The sequence below is a fragment of the Euzebya rosea genome (genome assembly GCF_003073135.1).
Classification (GTDB): domain Bacteria; phylum Actinomycetota; class Nitriliruptoria; order Euzebyales; family Euzebyaceae; genus Euzebya; species Euzebya rosea.
In genome coordinates this window covers 107,959-125,601 of sequence record NZ_PGDQ01000007.1, presented here as the reverse complement: position 1 = coordinate 125,601, position 17,643 = coordinate 107,959, and the positions used below count along the sequence as shown (strand labels likewise).

The following is a 17,643-nucleotide window of genomic DNA, read 5'->3' as shown; positions in this document are numbered from 1 at the left end:
CTGCATCAGGCTGCGACGCGGCGGGCCAGGCCCGTCCCGAGCGGTTCGAAGGTGATGTCGGGGTGGTCGCGCTCGGCCTTGTCCAGGGCCACGGAGGACGCGAAGAGGGCCATGTGGTTGCCCTGGGAGTCCTCCACGACCATCGTCTTGAACTGCCCCCGCAGCGCATCGACGGCGCTGGAGTCGATGCGTCGCGCCACCTCCCACTGGAGAGGCTGCATGCGGACGGGGCACCCGAACTCGTGCTCGAAGCGATGCTCGGCGACCTCGAACTGCAGCTGCCCGACGCCGGCGAGGATTGGTTCCTGGTCACCGAACTCGGGACGGCGCAGCACGTGGATGACCCCCTCCTCGTCCAGCTGCACCAGCCCCTTGCGGAACTGCTTGTAGCGCTTGGTGTCGGTGGTCCGCACCGACACGAACTTCTCCGGGGCGAAGGTCGGGATGGGCGGGAACGTCACGGCGTCGTCGGTGTACAGCGTGTCGCCCGGCACGAGGTCGGCGGCGTTGACCAGACCCACGATGTCGCCGGCGACGGCCAGGTCCACGGTGTTGCGGTCCGCCGCGAACAGCTGGTGGGCGTACTTCAGCTGGTAGGTCCGGCCGGTCCTCGCAAGGGTGGCGCTCATGCCCCGCTCGAAGGTGCCCGAGTTGACGCGCAGGAAGGCCATGCGGTCACGATGGCGGGGGTTCATGTTGGCCTGGACCTTGAACACCTGGCCGGCGAAGGGTGCGGCGACCGGACGGGCACCGACGTCGGCGGGCTGGTCGACGGGCGAGGCAGACGGTGCGGGGGCGAGCTCGGCGAACCCCTCCAGCAGCAGGCGCACCCCGAAGTTCTGCAGGGCCGAGCCGAAGAACACCGGGGTCTGCGTGCCACCCAGGAAGGCGTCCTGGTCCAGCTCGCGCTCCTCCATGTCCAGCAGCTCCAGCTCCTCCTTGGCCGCGTCCCAGCGGTCGGGCGGGCACCCCTTCGGGTCGGCGGTCGCCCAGGGTTCGACGACCTCCTGGCCCTTGCGGGCGCCGTGGGCGGTGCGGTCGTAGCGCACGAGCTCGTCGGTGCGACGGTCGACGATCCCGGCGAAGTCCGACCCGTCGGCCACCGGCCAGGTGATCGGGACCGGCTGCAGGCCGATCTGCTCGGTGATCTCGTCGAGCAGCCCGAGCGGCGGCAGGCCGGGTCGGTCGCACTTGTTGACGAACGTCACGATCGGCAGGCCGCGGTCACGGCAGACCTGGAACAGCTTGAGCGTCTGCGGCTCGAGGCCCTTGGCGATGTCGAGCACCATCACCGCGGCGTCGGCGGCGCAGAGCGTTCGGTAGGTGTCCTCGGAGAAGTCGGCGTGTCCGGGGGTGTCCAGCAGGTTGAAGCGCCAGTCCCGGTAGGCGAAGTGCAGGACCGTGGAGGACACCGAGATGCCGCGCTCCTGCTCCAGCTTCATCCAGTCGCTTCGTGCGGCACGGGCGACCCGACGGGACTTGACGGCCCCCGCTTCGCCCACGGCCCCCGCGTACAGCAGGAACTTCTCCGTCAGCGTCGTCTTTCCCGCGTCGGGGTGGGAGATGATCGCGAACGTGCGCCGCCGGCCGACCGCGTCGGTGAACGCGGCGGTGCCGATGCTGGCGCTGGGGGCGGGGGTGGAGGACATGGACCCGCAAGGGTGCCACCGGCGACGGATCGGCGCAGGCCCGCCGTGGGTCGGGGCTGGTTGCCGTCCATCCCGAGAATGGTCGTGGGCGACGATTGTGGCGAGGGGTGCACGGGTGCACCGGATCCGACGATCGTGGCCGGACGCCATTCGCGGACGATTGGTCGTGGGCGACGATTGTGGCGAGGGGTGCACGGGTGCACCGGATCCGACGATCGTGGCCGGACGCCAATCGTGCAGACACCGGCGCACGGCCTTGGGAGGACCCCCGTCGTGGGTGGGTCAGGCGGCGATGGGGGAAGGGGAGGGGTCAGCGGCGTCGCGGCGGGCGGCGCGGACGAGGACGACCAGGCCGAGCGCCGGCAGGGCCGCAGCCAGGCCGAGGGCCGTGTGCAGCGCGACCAGGCCACTGAGCCCACCCAGGAGCGCCGTGCCGATCGCCCCACCGACGAACTGGACCATGTTGACCATGCCGAGCGCGACGCCGAGGAACGAGTCGTCGGCCGCCAGCGTGACCCGGTCGTTGAGGGCGACGCTGCCGCCGCTGAAGCCGATGGACGCCCCGGCCACGCCCAGCACGAGCAGCCACGGCGACCCGCCACCGAAACCGGCCAGCAGCAGGCAGGCGACCGACCCGGCCGCGACGCCGGATGCGATGCGGAAGTGGCCGCCCCGGGCCAGGAGGCGCCCGACGACACGGGACCCGACGGCCCCGGCGGCTGCGGCCGGCAGCATCGCCAGGCCGATGGCGAGGGAGGACCATCCCTGGGTCTCCGCGAGCAGGCTGGGCACGGCGAGCAGGGCGGCGAAGTAGCCGCCGAGCAGCACGAGGCCGCCGATGCTCGCGGCACGGATCGACGGGTTGCCGATCACGGCGTGGGGCAGGAAGCCGTCGGGGGCCCGGCGGGTGTGGCGCCACAACAACGGGAGTGACACCAGCAGCAGGCCGGCGCCGACCGTCCCGGCAGCCGCGCCTGCGGTGGGGGACTGCAGCAACAACATGACGCCCGAGACCAGCGTCGAGACCAGCGCGGCGCCGCGACCGTCGAAGCTGCCACCACGCACGGTGTTGGGTGCCATCGGGACGATCGGCCGGATCAGCAGGACCGCGACGACGGGGATGGCCACCACCCATCGCCACCCGAGTACCGTCTCCACGCCGCCACCGATGATCGGCCCGGCGCCGCTGACGGCCGACACGACGGCGAAGAGGCTGCCGAACACCGCCGAACGGGCGGCACCGGTCCAGCGCGCCGCCACGATGCCGTTGGCCAGCACGGGCACGGCGCCGCTGCCGATGCCCTGCAGCACCCGGCCCCCCAGCAGGATCGGCAACGACGGGGCCGACGCGGCGATCGCGGCACCGAGCGCCATGACCAGCACGCCCACGACCAACGGTCGCCGCAGGCCAAAGATGTCGGCCACCCGTCCGAACACCGCGGTGGCGACCGACATCGACAGGCTGAACACCGAGAAGATCCATGCGGCGTCGCTGACGGTGAGGTCGAGGTCCGAGCGCACGACGGGGATGGCCACGGCGACCGCGCTCGATCCGACGACGGTCAGGGCGATGAGCGCCCCGAGCAGCACCGCGGCCCGCCGGGCGGATGCGGGCGTCTCCTCCATCGGGGGTTCGGGGCGGGTCGACTGCACCCGCGACACCCTACCCATCGTCGGCAGCCTTCCCCGCGGCCGGGCCGTGGCGTAGCGTCTTCCGCATGGCGGTCGAGACAGCCACCCCGACTCCCGCGGCACGTCCGCTGCCCGCGCGCAGGGCGGTGCTGGCCGCGGCCGTCGCGATCGTCATTGTCCGCCTGCTGCTCCCGGGGGAGGGAGCGGACGTGATCGCCCTCCCGCCGGAGGACAGCGTGGAGGCCGCCGTCCTGGCCGACGGCACCCCGGTCTGGGTCGTCCGTGGCGCCGGTGAGGACCTCCGGGTGATCCAGGCGCTGGCGCCGGAAACGGTCAGCGGCGTCGGCGAGCTGGTCGCGTGGTGCGCGGCCGGGGACCGCTTCGTGGCCGGCCATCACGGTCGGAGCTTCGCACCGGACGGGCGGCGCTACACGGGCGCGTCACCGAGCGGGCTGCCGACCGACCACGATGTTGCCCCAGCGGACCTCATCACCCATCGATGGACGGTCGTGGAAGGCGAGACCGGGGCCGGCGACCCGCTGCGCGTGGGACGGGCAGATCCCGTCAACCATCCCGACGAGCTGCTCAGGCCCGCGCTGAGGGGCGCGCTGGACGGCCTCGGTCCGCCTGCGGGATGCCGCAAGGATCCCGTGGTCGACACCCCCATCCCGTCGGGCCCCGCCCCGCTGGACCACACGGGCTTCCTCACCGCCCTCGACCGGCACCGGGACGGCTGGCAGATCGTGGAGGGTCACGTGCTCGTGCAGCCCGACGGCGCCGCCGTCTGGTGTCGGGACACGCCGACGGGCTCGCCGCCCGGCTGCAGGCCGGACACCAGCGTCGTCATGGACCTCGGGGTCGACGAACGCGACACCGGTGGCGTCTCGACGATGCTGGACGGGCCGCTGGCCGTCAGGCTCGCGGACGGGACGATCGTGCAGGTCGCGGTCATGTACGGGGCGCGCTGGCGGGGTGGTCCGCTGCGCGCGTGACGCGACCGCGACGCCACTTCGCCAGTCACCACGGAACGCCCGGTCCCCGGACACTCAACCCTCGGACGTGCGCCCCAGGGACGCGAACCGCTCGCGGTCCTCGGCCAGCTGCTCCAGGGCGGCGGTACGGTCGCGGAACCCGTCGATGCGGACCGACTTGCCCTCCAGGTCCTTGTAGATGCTGAAGAAGTGCTGCACCTCGTCGAGGATGTGCGTGGGGACGTCGGCGAGATCCCGCACGTGCTGCCAGCGGGGGTCGGCCTCGGCGACGGTGATCAGCTTGGCGTCCTCACCCTTGTCGTCGGCCATGTCGAACACCCCGACGATCCGTGAGGTGATCGTGCAGCCCGGGAAGGTCGGCACGCCCAGCAGGACCAGGGCGTCGAGGGGGTCGCCGTCACCCGACAGGGTGTTCGGCACGAACCCGTAGTCGCCGGGGTAGTGCACGGCCGAGAACAGCATCCGGTCCAGCCGGAACCCTCCGATCTCGTGGTCCCACTCGTACTTGTTGCGGGATCCTGCGGGGATCTCTACGAACACATCGACGGTCATGGGCCGCATCATCGCAGCCTCGTCCGCTGACGTCAGGATCGGGGCCTGCCCGTCCGGAGGTCGAGGAGGCGTTGCCGGACCCGCGCGTCGCTGATCCGCTCCGCCGTGCCGACCTGCTGGGCGAAGAGGCTGATGCGCAGCTCCTCGAGCTGCCAGCGGACGGCCTGCACCGCCACGGGGTCCAACGACTGCCCGCGGACGTCGACCAGCAACCGGAGCTCCTCCTCGAGGTCCCGCACCAGCGCCATGCCGTCGGCGTCCCGGTCGGGGTTTCGGCCCATGGTCTCCAGCCGGACGACCATGCCCTGCAGGTACCTCGCGAGGTGCGGCAGTCGTGCACCGCCGGTGCGGGCCACGAACCCGGGGTAGACCATCCGTCCCAGCTGCTGGGCGACGTCGCGCTTGGCGTCGTCGAAGGACGGCGGGAGCGGCTGGCGGAGCCGTTCGCGGACGACCCCGGCGCGCTGGACGATGTGTGCGGTCGCCTTGGCGGTCACGACGACCAGCCTGGGCGCACGTTCTCGCACGTCCTGGCGGAGGGCCGCGAAGTCCTCTGCGGTCCAGGCCGGCCCGCCGGCGTCCTCGACGATCGCGTCGATGACGCAGTCCAGGCAGTCCTCGACCACCGCCGGGACGTCGGGGTGGGGCGCCATCGTCAGCTGCAGCTTCTCCTGCTGGTCCAGCTGGCCGGCGACGACCCGGACCATCGAGGGCAGGGCGAGGCGCAGCAGCCGTCGCGTCCCCGCGGCCATGGCGCGCGCCTGCTCGGCCTCGGTGGCGACGCTGCGGACGCCGACGGTGGTCCCTTCGTCGACCAGCGTCGGGTACGCCCGGACCTCGACGTCGCCCGCACGGTTGGCGACGACACGCGGCAGCTCACCGAAGGTCCAGTCCGTCAGCCCTCGGTGTTCGGGGAAGGGGGCAGCCTTGCGGACGGCGTTGCGCAGGTGGCTGGCCACCCCTTCCTTCAGCGCCGACAGGTCGGTCCCGCTGGCAAGGGTCCCCTTCTCCCCGACGATCCGGTACCGCATCCGCAGGTGCGGGGGAAGCCGCGCGCCGGCCCAGGCCTCCGGGGTGATGGTGACGCCCGACAACCGGGTCAGCTCACGGGCGAGCGCGGGCAGCAGGGGACCGTCGTCGGGGCCGATGTGCTGCAGCGCCCGCGTGGCGGTGTCCGGGGCGGGGACCAGCGCACGACGCAGCGACTTGGGAAGGGCCCGGATCAGCGCGACAACCAGCTCGTGGCGGAGTCCCGGTACCTGCCAGTCGAAGTGTCCCGGCTGGATGCGCGGGAGCATCTCCAGGGGGATGTCGACCGTGACCCCGTCGGCCTGCGGGTCGTCGGGGTCGTAGGCGTAGTCCAGCGTCAGGTCGTTGCCGCCCACCGCCCAGGTGTCGGGGTAGGCCGACAGGTCCACGAGGCTGTCCTGTCCACCGGCGAGCAGCTGGTCGACGGTGACGTCCAGGAGGTGCGGCCGATCCTTCGACACCCCCCGCCACCACTTGTCGAAGGAGGCGCCGTTGACGACGTCGGGTCCCACATGGGCGTCGTAGTGATCGGCGAGGACGTCCTCGGGCGCCAGCAGGCCGGGTCGCCGCAGCCGCGCCTCGAGCTCGTGCACTCGGGCGACCGTCTCGGCGTTGGCCGCCAGGAACCGGTGGCTGTGGTCCCAGTCCCCGTTGACGAGCGCGTGCTCGATGAACATGGCGCGGGCCCGTCCCCGGTCGACGCGTCCCAGGTTGATCCGTCGTGCCTGCACGATCGGCAACCCCCGGAACACCACCTTCTCCAGCGTCGTGGCGGCAGCCCGGTCCCTGCTCCACTCGGGATCGGAGTGGCTGCGGGTGACGAGGTCACCTGCCAGCTCCTCGATCCAGCGCGGCCTGATCGCCGCGGCCATGCTGGCCCACAGGCGGTTGGTCTCCACGAGCTCGGCGGCCACGACCCAGCCCGGGGGGTGGTCCGCCAGCGCCGACCGACGGCCGAGCACGAACCGCGTGGTGCGGGTGCCCAGGTACTCGCGGCTGTCCCCGTCGCGCACACCGACGTTGGACAGCAGGCCGGCCAGCATCGACCGGTGGATCCCGTCGTGGTTGTCGGGGTCCTTGCTGATGGCGATGCCCATGCCCTTGGCGATCCGCCTGAGCTGGCTGTAGACGTCCTGCCACTCGCGCACTCGCAGCCAGTGCAGGAACTCCTGGCGGCACCGCTTGCGGAACTGGTTGCCCGACAGCTGGTGCTGCTGGTCGCGCAGGTGATCCCAGAGGTTCAGCAGTGTCAGGAAGTCCGACCCCGGCTCGACGAAGCGCGCGTGGTACTGCTCGGCGGTGTGGGCCTTGTCCTGCGGGCGTTCGCGCGGGTCCTGGATGGACAGCCCCGACGCGATGACCATGACCTCGTGGACGCAGCCCTCCTCCTCGGCCGCCAGGACCATGCGGGCCAGCCGCGGGTCGACGGGCAACCGGGCCAGCCGGGTGCCGACCTGGGTCAGGGCCCGTCCGCCGGGGGCGGAGGGATCGGGCACGATCGCGCCGAGCTCCTCCAGCAGGGCAACACCGTCGGCCACCTGGCGCCGATCGGGCGCCTCGAGGAACGGGAAGGCGTCGACGTCGCCGAGCCCGATCGCGGTCATGCGAAGGATGACGGACGCCAGGTTGGTACGGAGGATCTCCGGTTCGGTGAACGCCGGGCGGGCCTCGAAGTCCTCCTCCGCGTACAGGCGGATGGCCACGCCCGGCCCCAGCCGGCCGCACCGACCCGACCGCTGGTTGGCCGACGCCCGGGAGATCTTCTCGATCGGCAGGCGCTGGACCTTCGTCCGCCGGCTGTACCTCGACATGCGTGCGAGTCCCGGATCCACGACGTAGCGGATGCCCGGCACGGTCAGCGAGGTCTCGGCGATGTTGGTCGCGATGACGATCCGCCGACCCTCGTGTCCGCTGAAGACCCGGTGCTGCTCCGCGGCGGACAGGCGGGCGTACAGCGGGAGGATCTCGGTGCCCTTCAGCTTGGCCTTGCCCAGCGCGTCGGCGGCGTCGCGGATGTCGCGTTCCCCGCTGGCGAACACCAGGATGTCCCCGGGGCCCTCCTCGACCAGCTCCTTGACCGCGTCGACGATGCCGTCGACGAGGTCGAGCTCGGCCACGTTGCCGTCGCTGTCGGCGTGCTCCAGCGGGCGGTATCGCACGTCCACCGGGTAGGTCCGGCCGGACACCTCGATGATGGGGGCCGGGACGCCGTCGGTGGCGAAGTGCGCCGCGAAGCGTTCGGTGTCGATGGTGGCCGACGTGATGATCAGCTTCAGGTCGGGGCGCGTGGGGAGCAGCTGCGCGAGGTAGCCGAGCACGAAGTCGATGTTGAGCCCGCGTTCGTGGGCCTCGTCGATGATGATCGTGTCGTAGGCACGGAGCTGGCGGTCCCGCTGCAGCTCGTTCAGGAGGATCCCGTCGGTCATGACCTTGATCACCGAGCGCTTCGACACCGTGTCGGTGAACCGAACGGCGTAGCCGACGAGGTCCCCGACCCGGCTGTCGAGCTCCTCCGCGACGCGTTCGGCCACGGCCCGTGCGGCGATGCGACGCGGCTGGGTGTGTCCGATGAGGCCGTTGGTGCCCCGTCCCGCCTCGATGCACAGCTTGGGAAGCTGGGTGCTCTTGCCCGACCCGGTCTCACCGGCGAGCACGACGACCTGGTGGTCACGGATGGCTGCGACGATCTCGTCGGCCCGGTCGGTGATGGGCAGCTCGGGTGGCCGCGACGGCGTCGGGATGGACGTCGTGCGGTCCTGCACGGGCACCCCTCCGGCCCCGGTCGCTGCGCTGGTCATGGCGCTGGAACGGTACGTGGCCCGAACGCCTGTGGCAGCACGCACTAGTCGGATCAGACCGGACGTGGCTACGCTGCGTGTTCCGCCTGCGTGCGTACAGTCGAGAACAGCCAGTTCCGCCGGACCGGCCCGGGGCCGACGCACGAGGCCGTCGACAAGGAGGATGCCATCCACGCTCGCGTGCTCGTCGTCGACGACGACGTCGCCGTGCGGACGCTCCTTTCGGTGGTCCTGGCCGACGACTCGTGGGACGTCGTCGTGGCCGGCACCATCGAGGAGGCGCTGGCGATCGTCCACGACGGGGGAATCACCGTCGTGGTCCTCGACCGCCACCTGGTGGACGCCGACGGGATCGAGCTGCTGGAGGACCTCGGCCGGGCCACCGAAACCGGGACGATCCCCGTGATCCTGATCAGCGCACGTGCCGATCACGACTCGCGTGTCGCCGGACTGGACGCCGGCGCCCTCGACTTCGTGGACAAGGACATGACCCCGGTCGAGCTGAAGGCGCGTGTTCGGTCACATGTCAACCATGCCGGGCGCCTGGCGGCACTCGTGGCCGACCGGGCTCGTGACCAGGACCTGCTGATCGACGCCTCGGCGGCGATGGTGCGGGCCACGACGTCGGTCGACGTGGCGCGGACGGCGACCAGCCGTGCGCTCGGCCTGCCCGACGTCGACCTCGCGGTCGTCGTGGGGTTCGTCGGGCCCGGCAGCGGCCGGGTGATCGCCCTGTCGGGGTCGACGGTCGGCGTCTCCCTGAGCTCCGGAGCCCCGGTCCCACCGGAGGCCGATCGTGCGCTTCGCGCACAGGCGGGGGAGGGCCCCTGGGTGGAGCCGGCCAGCGGGATGGCCCTGTCGTCGGTCATCGGAGGGGCTCCGTCCCTCGTGTGCGCGGCACCCCTCGTCCAGGACGGACGGACGATCGGGATCCTCGGGACGGCCAGCCTGCGGGGGACTCGTGAGCGGTCGAGGATCCTGTCCGGCACAGCCGGCCTGGCCCGCGCGGCCGCGTCCCGGTTCGGCGAGCTGCTGTCCGCCGAGGCCCGGACCCGTCACGACCTGGACGCGCTGGAGGCGGCGGTGGCCGGCAACGGCGTCGCCTCGGTGTTCCAGCCGGTCGTGCGCACCGAGACGCGTACGGTCGAGGGCTTCGAGGCGCTGACCCGATTCCGGGACGGACAACCGCCCGAGCCGCGCTTCCGGTCCGCCGGCCTGCTCGGGGTCGGCGTCGAGCTGCAGCTCGCCGCGATCACCCAGCAGCTCCGGGCGGCCGAAGCCCTTCCGACGACGGCGTGGGTGGCCCTGAACCTCTCGCCCTCGGTGATCCTCGACCATCGGTTGCCTGCCGTCCTCGGTCGAACCGACCGCCAGGTCGTGCTGGAGCTGACCGAACACGACCCCATCGACGACTACGACCGCCTGCTGACGGCGTTCAGGGACCTGCCGTCGAGCCCACGGCTGTCCATCGACGATGCCGGCTCGGGATACGCCTGCCTGGCCCACGTGCTGGCGCTGGAACCCGACTTCGTCAAGCTCGACAAGGCATGGATCCGGGAGGTCGACACCGACGGGGCACGCCAGGCCCTGATCTCCGGCGTGCGCGGGTTCGCCGAGGAGCTGGGTGCGCAGGTCATCGCAGAAGGTGTGGAGCGAGTCGAGGAGCTGGCCGTGCTGGAGGACCTCGGGGTGTCGCTGGCGCAGGGCCACCTGCTGGGCGAACCGAGGTCCGCAGCGGAGGCCGAGCCGACCAAGGGGCCCGGGCGACCCTGAAGGCGTCGATCCACCCGCCTGTCCGGGGTGTGGGGGATAGTGTGCGGTGATCCGCCCGTCTCGACGAAGGACCACTCCATGCGGCAGCTCAGCGGACTCGACGCGATGTTCCTCAACCTCGAGCGTCCCAACACCCCGCTCCACGTTGGATCGGTCGTCTTCGTGGATCCGTCCACGGCCGAGGGTGGGTTCACCCACGAGACCGTGATGGACGTGTACCGCAACCGGCTGCACCTGCTCCCGCCTTTTCGCTGGCGGCTCGTGACCACGCCGATGGGGCTCGACCACCCGTACTGGATCGACGATCCCGAGTTCGACCTGGAGTACCACGTCCGGCGGATCGCGGTGCCGCCGCCCGGTGACGCCCGCACGCTGGCCGACATCGTCGCGCGGATCCACGCCCGCCCGCTGGACCGGTCGCGGCCGCTGTGGGAGACCTACGTCATCGAGGGCATGGCCGACGGGATGGTCGCCATCTACAGCAAGAACCACCACGCGACGATCGACGGCGTCTCGGGCGTGGACATCCTCGGCGTCGTCTTCGACCTCGAGCCCACGCCACCGGTGCCGGGGCACCGCGAGGCCATGAAGGGCGAACGACCCCCGTCGGACGCGGAGATGCTGCTGCGTTCCGCGCAGGGCCTGGTCAAGCTGCCCGGCCGGGCGGGCCGGATGGCCGTTCGTGCCGCCGGGGCCCTGCCGCTGCTGGGCAGGATGGCCGAGCAGGCCGCGCCGTCGAGGATGCGGTCCCGCATGGGGGAGGGGTTGCTGGGCAAACCGCACCTCCAGGCACCGCCCTCACCGTTCAACGGGACGATCTCGCCCCACCGCCGGTGGGCCTACGCCTCGATGCCCCTCAAGGACATCAAGCGGCTCAAGGACGCCTACGACTGCAAGGTCAACGACGTGGTCATGGCGCTGACCGCCGGTGCGCTGCGCCGCTGGCTGGCCCGCCACGATGCGCTGGGGGACCAGGCCCTCCAGGCGATGGTGCCGATCTCGATGCGGACCTCCGACCAGAAGGGCGACGCCGGGAACCAGGTCAACGCCCTCATCGCCCTGCTGCCGACCGACGTCCCGGATGTGGAGGATCGCCTGCGGAGCGCGTCGTCGTCCATGGACGTGGCCAAGGGCGGCAACGCCGTCCCGGCCAGCGTCCTGCGGGACTTCACCCAGTTCGCGTCCCCGGCGCTCGCGGCCAGCGCGGCCAGGACCATCGCCAGGCTGGGCTGGGCCGACCACATGCGCACCCCGTTCAACGTCGTCGTCTCCAACGTCCCGGGCCCACCCGTGCCGCTGTACCTGGGAGGGGCCCGGATGGAAGGCATCTTCCCGGTGTCGGCGATCTACGACGGCATGGGCCTGAACGTGACCCTGTTCAGCTACCGCGACGAGCTGCAGTTCGGCCTGGTCGCCGACCGCGACATGGTGCCCGACCTCTGGGAGATGGCCGACGACTTCACCGCGGAGATGGCGGAGATGGCGGCGCTGCTGGAGGGTTGAGCACGCGGGCTAAGGGCCGGACCGAGCTTGCCGACTGGAAGGACGACCGGACCCCGACCACTGGTGCCCAACCCCAATGTCCTACCGCCTCGTCACCCGTTCGGACTTCGACGGCCTCGTGTGCGCCGCGCTCCTGGAGGAGCTCGGCCTGATCGACGACATCCTCTTCGTCCATCCCAAGGACATGCAGGACGGCGTGGTGGAGATCACCGACCGGGACATCACCACCAACCTGCCCTTCGTCGAGGGGGCACACCTCGTCTTCGACCACCACCTGTCGGAGACCCGACGGGTGGGTGACCGGGCCAACCACATCATCGACCCGGATGCCCCGTCGGCAGCTCGTGTGGTCTTCGACCACTACGGCGGCACCGACGCCTTCCCGCGGATCAGCGGGGAGATGATGCGCGCCGTCGACCAGGCCGACTCGGCCCAGTACTCCCTGGAGGAGATCCTGCATCCCACGGGCTGGACGCTCCTCAACTACCTGATGGATGCCCGGACCGGCCTGGGTCGCTTCCGCACCTTCCGGATCAGCAACTACCAGCTGATGATGGAGCTGATCGGCGCCTGCCGCGAGCTGACCATCGAGCAGATCCTGCAGCTCCCCGACGTGGCCGAACGCGTCGAGCTGTACACCGAGCAGGCCGAGGCATTCGCCGACCAGCTGCGGCGTTGCACGACGGTGCGTGGCGAGGTGGCCGTGCTGGACCTCCGGCAGGAGGAGACCATCCACGCCGGCAACCGCTTCATGATCTACGCCCTCTTCCCCGACACGACCGTCTCCGTGCACGTGCTGTGGGGCAAGGGCCAGCAGAACACGGTGCTCGCCGTCGGAAAGTCGATCCTGAACCGCACCAACGACGTGTCCATCGGCGACCTGATGCTGGCCCACGGCGGCGGCGGTCACCGCAACGCCGGCACCTGCCAGGTCGCCCACGAGGACGCCGTGGCGACGCTGGACACGATCGTCGACGCCCTCAACGGCGCGGTCGTCCCCGCCTGACCGGCTGACCACTCGGGGGTGACCCCGAGACGACCCCGGGGTGGGTCGGGGACGATACGGGGGCTGCCCCCGATTCGCCCGGCAGCCCCGCGGGCGACGCTCGGGTCATGTCAACGACCGAGTCGCTCCAGCCGGCCGCCACAGCCACCCCGTCCACTCGCCACGAGGCGACCACTGACCCCCGACCGACCACTCGACTCCGCTGGGTCGACGCCGTCCGGGCCGCCTCCCTCCTCGTGGTCGTCCTCGGCCACTACCTGATCGCCGTGGTGGTCCTGCGGGGCGACGACCTCACCGTGTCGGCCCTGCTCGACATCGCCCCCTGGACCCACCCCGTCACCTGGGTCGTCCAGGTCATGGCCTGCTTCTTCGCCGTCGGCGCCGTCGTCGCGGCGCCACGCCTGGCCGACGCGCTCGGGTCGCCGGGGTCGGCCCACCGGCCGGCCTTCGGCGACGTCTGGCGGGACCATGTCGCAGGGCGAGCCCGCCAGCTTGTCGTGCCGACCCTGCCGCTGCTGGCCCTCTGGACGATCGGCGGTCCCCCCCTCGGTGGGAGCTTCGGTGTCGACATGGTCGGGGTGGCGTCCCAGGCCGCCCTGGTGCCGTTGTGGTTCCTCGCGGTCTACCTGCTCGTGCAGGCGCTCCTGCCGACGGCGGTTGGCATGGTCCAACGACACGGGGTCGTCCGGCCGGTCGCCGCGCTCCTCCTCGCTGCGGCAGCCGTCGACTCCCTGCACCTCGCAGGCGTGCCGTTCGCCGGCTGGCTGAACTTCCCCATCGTCTGGATGATTCCCTCCACCATCGGGGTCGCCGTCGGGCTGGGATCGCTCGACACCCGAGGACTGTGGCGGGCCGGCGCCGCAGCGCTGCTGGTGGCGTTCGGGCTGGTCGTCGTGGCCGGCTACCCCGTGCCCGTCGTCGGCGTCACCGACGCGGCGAGGTCCAACAACTCCCCGCCGAGCCTGCTGCTCGCGGTCCATGGCCTCTCCTACGCCTGCATGGCCCTGTCGGTCGGGCCGCGCCTCGAGGGGTGGCTCGGCCGGACTGCGCCTCGTCGTCGGGTCCTGGAGGCCGCCGGCAGGTGGAGCATGGCGGTGTACCTGTGGCACATGACCGGGCTGGTCGTCCTCGTGGCGCTGGCCGTTCGCCTCGTCCTGCCCGTCATCGACGCCGTGCTGGCCGTCGAACCCCTGACCACGACCTGGTGGCTGGTCCACCCCGTCCAGATGGTCGCCGCCCTGGCCGTCACCGTCGCCCTGATCGCCGTGGTCAGCGGGCCCACGACGCGGCTGGTGCGTCTGTCCGCTGCCCGTCCGCTGCCCGGCACGTCCCGGACGCTCGTCGCCACGGCGCTGGCGAGCGGGGGGATCGCCGACGTCGTCCTGCACGGGACCGCCGAGGGGCGCGTGTGGGGGCCGTTCGCCCTGCTGGCCGCGACGGTCCTGCTGCACGGCGCCACGGCCGAAACACGATCGTCACGAAACATGGGAAGGACCTGAGCAGGGATGCGGCGAACCTCGCGGCCATGCACTCCCTCACCCGTCGTTCGTTGCTCCTCGGGGCGGCCGCATCCAGCGCGGTCGCCCTGCTCCCGCCGACCGGCGCTGCCGCGCTGTCCCGCGACCTCGTCTCCCGGGCCAGCCGGACGGAACCGACCGCGCTCGTCAGGGTCCTCCTCACCGATGCGTTCCGGGACGTCATGGCAGAGTTCGACCTGACCGAGCACGTGCACGACGGGCACGTGGAGGTCGTCGCCTGGCCGGGGGACCGGGCCCGGCTGCGTGCCGCCGGCATCACGTGGGAGGAGGTCGAGCCCGACCTCGGCGCCCGCTTCGTGGCCGATCGGCTGGTCGAGGCCGCCCACGCCCGGAGGCGTCCGCAGGAACGCACCGGGTACCGCGTGCTGGAGGAGTACATCGGCGACATGGACCGGTTGGTGCAGCTCGCCCCGGACCTTGTCAGGCCGCTGGTCCTGGACAGCCCGCTGACGCACGAGGGCCGGACCATCCACGGCCTGGTGATCGGCGCCGACGTGGCGGTGGCCGACACCGACGGCCGCCCCCAGGCGATGATGTGCGGCCTCCACCACGCCCGCGAGTGGCCGTCGGGCGAGCTGACCATCATGTTCGCCGAGGCGCTGGTGGAAGGATGGCTCGACGTCGACGCCGAGGTCACCGGCCTGCTCGAGCAGCTGTGCGTTTTCGTCATCCCGGTCAGCAACCCCGACGGGTTCGTCCGGTCCCGGGAGACGGTGCCCTACGTCGAGGAGGCCGCGTTCGTCGAGGGGCTGACCCTCCTGGCCCAGGAGGGGCCCTACCACCGCAAGAACCTGCTGAAGCACACCCCGCTGCCGGGCGCGTTCGAACCCCAGCAGGGCGTCGACATCAACCGCAACTACCCCTACAGGTGGGGCGGTGTCGGCGCGTCGGCGACCACGACCAGCCAGACCCACTTCGGCCCCGGGCCCGGATCGGAACCGGAGATCGAGGCCCTGACGTCGCTGTTCCGCTCCACCCAGATCCTCGCGGCGATCTCCAACCACACCTCCGGGGACCTCGTCCTGCGACCGTGGGGCTGGACCCCCGCCGAGCCACCGGACGAGGCCGCGCTCGCCGCCCTCGGCGACGACATGGCCGACCCGATGGGCTACACGTCGGGCTCGTGGAACGAGGCGCTGTACCCGGGGACCGGCATCATCGACGACTGGATGTACGGGACCCTGGGGACCTACTGCTACACCCTCGAGCACGGGTCGTCCTTCCATCCCGTGTACGGCGACAACGTCCCCGGCTACTTCGCCGACAACTGGCAGGCCCACCTGAAGATGCTGCACGCCGCCCTCGACCGCGCCCAGCACGCCGTCCTCGTCGGAACGGCCGCCCCCGGCACCGTCCTCACCCTCGTGAAGGACGTCAGCATCCCGATCTCCCGGGCCGTCGACGGCGACACCCGGCACCAGGAGCACCTGGAGGCGACCATGGTCGTCGGTGCCGACGGCACCATCGAATGGCACGTCAACCCCTCGGTCGTGGCCGAGACGCTGGAGGCCGGCGGGCCCCCCGAACCCTACGTGCTGACCGCCGAGGCCCCGGACGGCACGGTCCGGACGTGGACCGGTGTCGCTCGTCGCGGCGACGTCATCGAGGTGCTGCCGGCCGAGGGCTGACCCTGCGGGGTCCCGGCTGGCCGGCCGGCAGACGGGTGTGCGATCCTGCGCCGCACACCCACCGAGCCGAGGAGCGAGCGATGCCCACGACCATGACCCTGACCGAGCTGGCCGAGGCCGGCGAGATGGACCTCGGGACCAGCGACTGGCTGGAGGTCACCCAGGAGATGGTCAACCAGTTCGCCGACGCCACGCTGGACCACCAGTGGATCCACATCGACGTCGAGCGCGCGACGGCCGGTCCGTTCGGTGGCCCCATCGCCCACGGGTTCCTGACGCTGTCGTTCCTGCCGCACCTCGTCGGCCAGATCCTCCAGGTCACCGAGGCCAGCGCCGGCGTCAACTACGGCCTGGACAAGCTGCGCTTCACCAGCCCGGTTCCCGTCGGGGGTCGCGTTCGCGCCAACGGCCGGCTGCTGGAGACCGCCGAGAAGGGGAGCGGGGTCATGGCCACGGTCGAGGTCACGGTGGAGATCGAGGGCAGCGACCGGCCGGCGCTCGTCGCGACCTGGCTGATCCTCCGGTACCCGTAGGCGGGTCGACGGGGTCAGTCCAGCGCCAGCCCGTGGGCGGCCCAGCCGATCACGCGCGATGCGAAGGCGGCGGTCGGTTCGGCGTACACGAGCGGGGCCAGCAGCATCGCGTCGTGGCGCAGCGCGTGCCGCTGGGCGTTGATGGCCCCGGCGGCCTGGGTGGTTCGCGCCGGATCCAGCAGCTGTTCGTCCCGGAGGACGTCGACGAGGACCGCGAGGTCGTGGTCCTCCCCGAGCGCGTCGGTCAGGTCGTGGAGCAGCGACTCGGTCGCCGACATGACCTCCGGCCAGGCCTCCTCCAGCAGCAGCACCTGGTAGCGCAGGTACTTGACCCGCTTCCGCCAGTCGTGCCATTCCTCGGTGGCCTCGTCCGGGTCGTCCTGCAGGGTGTCGCGCAGCGCCAGCCAGCGGTCCCGCCCGCGGCCGTGCACCCGGGCGATGCTCGGTTCGAGGTCTGCGGCGGTCATGCCCGCGGACAGCGGCCAGCGGTCGATGTCCGCGGCAGCGTCCCGCAGGGCCGAGTGGGCCTCGGCCGGCAGCCCGGACTCCGCCGCGGCGGTGCGCACCCGGTGGTAGCGGTCCACCACGGCACGCCGGATGTCCCGGGCGACCTCCTCGGGGCACAGGTCGTCGTCGTCGCGGGACGCGAGCAGGTCGACGGTCTCGACGAGGGCCCAGGCGTCGCGCGCGTCGGCGACGATCCGTGCGGCGTCCCGGAAGGCGGCGTTGATGGGGGAGTAGCCATCGCCGAGGGCGTCACGGCAGAGCCGTGCGACGGCGCGGACCTTCTTGCACCGTTTCCGGGCGTCGTGGACGCCCTCGTCCCACGCATCCTCGCCGTGGGGATCGATCGCGTCGGCCGGGTGGGACATCCCCGTGGACAGGGCGTCGAGGCCGCGGGCTGCCTGCTCACCGGCGATGCGGCGCAGGGCGTTGGCCAGGTCCTCTCCATGCTGGATCGCGAAGGGCATGCGCGTCTCCTACCCCCGCAAGGCGGCGGGCACACCGGG

General features: G+C 71.8%; 12 protein-coding genes. 7 read left to right on the top strand and 5 right to left on the bottom strand.

The window, feature by feature from the left end:
* Positions 1-5: 5 nt before the first annotated feature.
* Both CUC05_RS11560 and CUC05_RS11555 read right to left on the bottom strand, forming a co-directional pair.
* Entirely contained in the window at positions 6-1,649 is a 1,644-nt protein-coding gene (locus CUC05_RS11560; protein ID WP_108666268.1) for a peptide chain release factor 3, read from the bottom strand.
* A 282-nt stretch (positions 1,650-1,931) separates the two neighbouring features.
* A complete protein-coding gene (locus tag CUC05_RS11555) occupies positions 1,932-3,302 on the bottom strand; it encodes an MFS transporter (protein ID WP_157965466.1) in 1,371 nt (456 codons plus the stop codon).
* Positions 3,303-3,367: 65 nt separating this feature from the next.
* Here CUC05_RS11555 and CUC05_RS11550 point away from each other — a divergent pair, with 65 nt between their 5' ends.
* A complete protein-coding gene (locus CUC05_RS11550) occupies positions 3,368-4,273 on the top strand; it encodes a hypothetical protein (protein ID WP_157965465.1) in 906 nt (301 codons plus the stop codon).
* Between the two features lie 54 nt (positions 4,274-4,327).
* On the opposite strand, the gene CUC05_RS11545 is transcribed toward CUC05_RS11550, so the two are convergent.
* A complete protein-coding gene (locus CUC05_RS11545) occupies positions 4,328-4,825 on the bottom strand; it encodes an inorganic diphosphatase (RefSeq protein WP_170127995.1) in 498 nt (165 codons plus the stop codon).
* A 32-nt stretch (positions 4,826-4,857) separates the two neighbouring features.
* Entirely contained in the window at positions 4,858-8,652 is a 3,795-nt protein-coding gene (hrpA, locus tag CUC05_RS11540) for an ATP-dependent RNA helicase HrpA (RefSeq protein ID WP_108666264.1), read from the bottom strand.
* Between the two features lie 90 nt (positions 8,653-8,742).
* Between hrpA and CUC05_RS11535 the strand changes: the two genes are divergently transcribed.
* The 6 genes from CUC05_RS11535 to CUC05_RS11510 all read left to right on the top strand — a co-directional run bounded on the left by CUC05_RS11535 (position 8,743) and on the right by CUC05_RS11510 (position 16,633).
* Complete coding sequence (locus tag CUC05_RS11535) at positions 8,743-10,425, top strand: EAL domain-containing protein (RefSeq protein WP_108666263.1); 1,683 nt, start codon at positions 8,743-8,745, stop codon at positions 10,423-10,425.
* A gap of 78 nt (positions 10,426-10,503) precedes the next feature.
* On the top strand, positions 10,504-11,928 hold the full coding sequence (locus tag CUC05_RS11530; protein WP_108666262.1) for a WS/DGAT/MGAT family O-acyltransferase: 1,425 nt from the start codon (positions 10,504-10,506) through the stop codon (positions 11,926-11,928).
* A gap of 76 nt (positions 11,929-12,004) precedes the next feature.
* The gene (locus CUC05_RS11525; RefSeq protein WP_108666261.1) at positions 12,005-12,934 is read left to right on the top strand and encodes an exopolyphosphatase; all 930 of its coding nucleotides are present in this window, start codon (positions 12,005-12,007) and stop codon (positions 12,932-12,934) included.
* Between the two features lie 107 nt (positions 12,935-13,041).
* Positions 13,042-14,433, top strand: a complete 1,392-nt coding sequence (locus tag CUC05_RS11520; RefSeq protein WP_108666260.1) for an acyltransferase family protein — start codon at positions 13,042-13,044, stop codon at positions 14,431-14,433.
* 26 nt (positions 14,434-14,459) lie between these two features.
* Positions 14,460-16,100 carry a M14 family zinc carboxypeptidase gene (locus tag CUC05_RS11515; RefSeq protein WP_108666259.1) on the top strand — a complete coding sequence of 547 codons (1,641 nt, stop codon included), beginning with the start codon at positions 14,460-14,462 and terminating at the stop codon, positions 16,098-16,100.
* Positions 16,101-16,180: 80 nt separating this feature from the next.
* Positions 16,181-16,633, top strand: a complete 453-nt coding sequence (locus tag CUC05_RS11510) for a MaoC family dehydratase (protein ID WP_108666258.1) — start codon at positions 16,181-16,183, stop codon at positions 16,631-16,633.
* Positions 16,634-16,647: 14 nt separating this feature from the next.
* On the opposite strand, the gene CUC05_RS11505 is transcribed toward CUC05_RS11510, so the two are convergent.
* Positions 16,648-17,604, bottom strand: a complete 957-nt coding sequence (locus CUC05_RS11505) for a CHAD domain-containing protein (RefSeq protein ID WP_108666257.1) — start codon at positions 17,602-17,604, stop codon at positions 16,648-16,650.
* Positions 17,605-17,643 lie beyond the last annotated feature (39 nt).

What these genes read in the sequence shown, in the direction of transcription:
- CUC05_RS11550 (WP_157965465.1), top strand. Translation starts at nt 3,368, where the DNA reads ATGGCGGTCGAGACAGCCACCCCGACTCCCGCGGCACGTCCGCTGCCC.
- CUC05_RS11520 (WP_108666260.1), top strand. Translation starts at nt 13,042, where the DNA reads ATGTCAACGACCGAGTCGCTCCAGCCGGCCGCCACAGCCACCCCGTCC.
- CUC05_RS11530 (WP_108666262.1), top strand. Translation starts at nt 10,504, where the DNA reads ATGCGGCAGCTCAGCGGACTCGACGCGATGTTCCTCAACCTCGAGCGT.
- CUC05_RS11525 (WP_108666261.1), top strand. Translation starts at nt 12,005, where the DNA reads ATGTCCTACCGCCTCGTCACCCGTTCGGACTTCGACGGCCTCGTGTGC.
- CUC05_RS11515 (WP_108666259.1), top strand. Translation starts at nt 14,460, where the DNA reads ATGCACTCCCTCACCCGTCGTTCGTTGCTCCTCGGGGCGGCCGCATCC.
- hrpA (WP_108666264.1), bottom strand. Translation starts at nt 8,652, where the DNA reads ATGACCAGCGCAGCGACCGGGGCCGGAGGGGTGCCCGTGCAGGACCGC.
- CUC05_RS11510 (WP_108666258.1), top strand. Translation starts at nt 16,181, where the DNA reads ATGCCCACGACCATGACCCTGACCGAGCTGGCCGAGGCCGGCGAGATG.
- CUC05_RS11505 (WP_108666257.1), bottom strand. Translation starts at nt 17,604, where the DNA reads ATGCCCTTCGCGATCCAGCATGGAGAGGACCTGGCCAACGCCCTGCGC.
- CUC05_RS11560 (WP_108666268.1), bottom strand. Translation starts at nt 1,649, where the DNA reads ATGTCCTCCACCCCCGCCCCCAGCGCCAGCATCGGCACCGCCGCGTTC.
- CUC05_RS11545 (WP_170127995.1), bottom strand. Translation starts at nt 4,825, where the DNA reads ATGACCGTCGATGTGTTCGTAGAGATCCCCGCAGGATCCCGCAACAAG.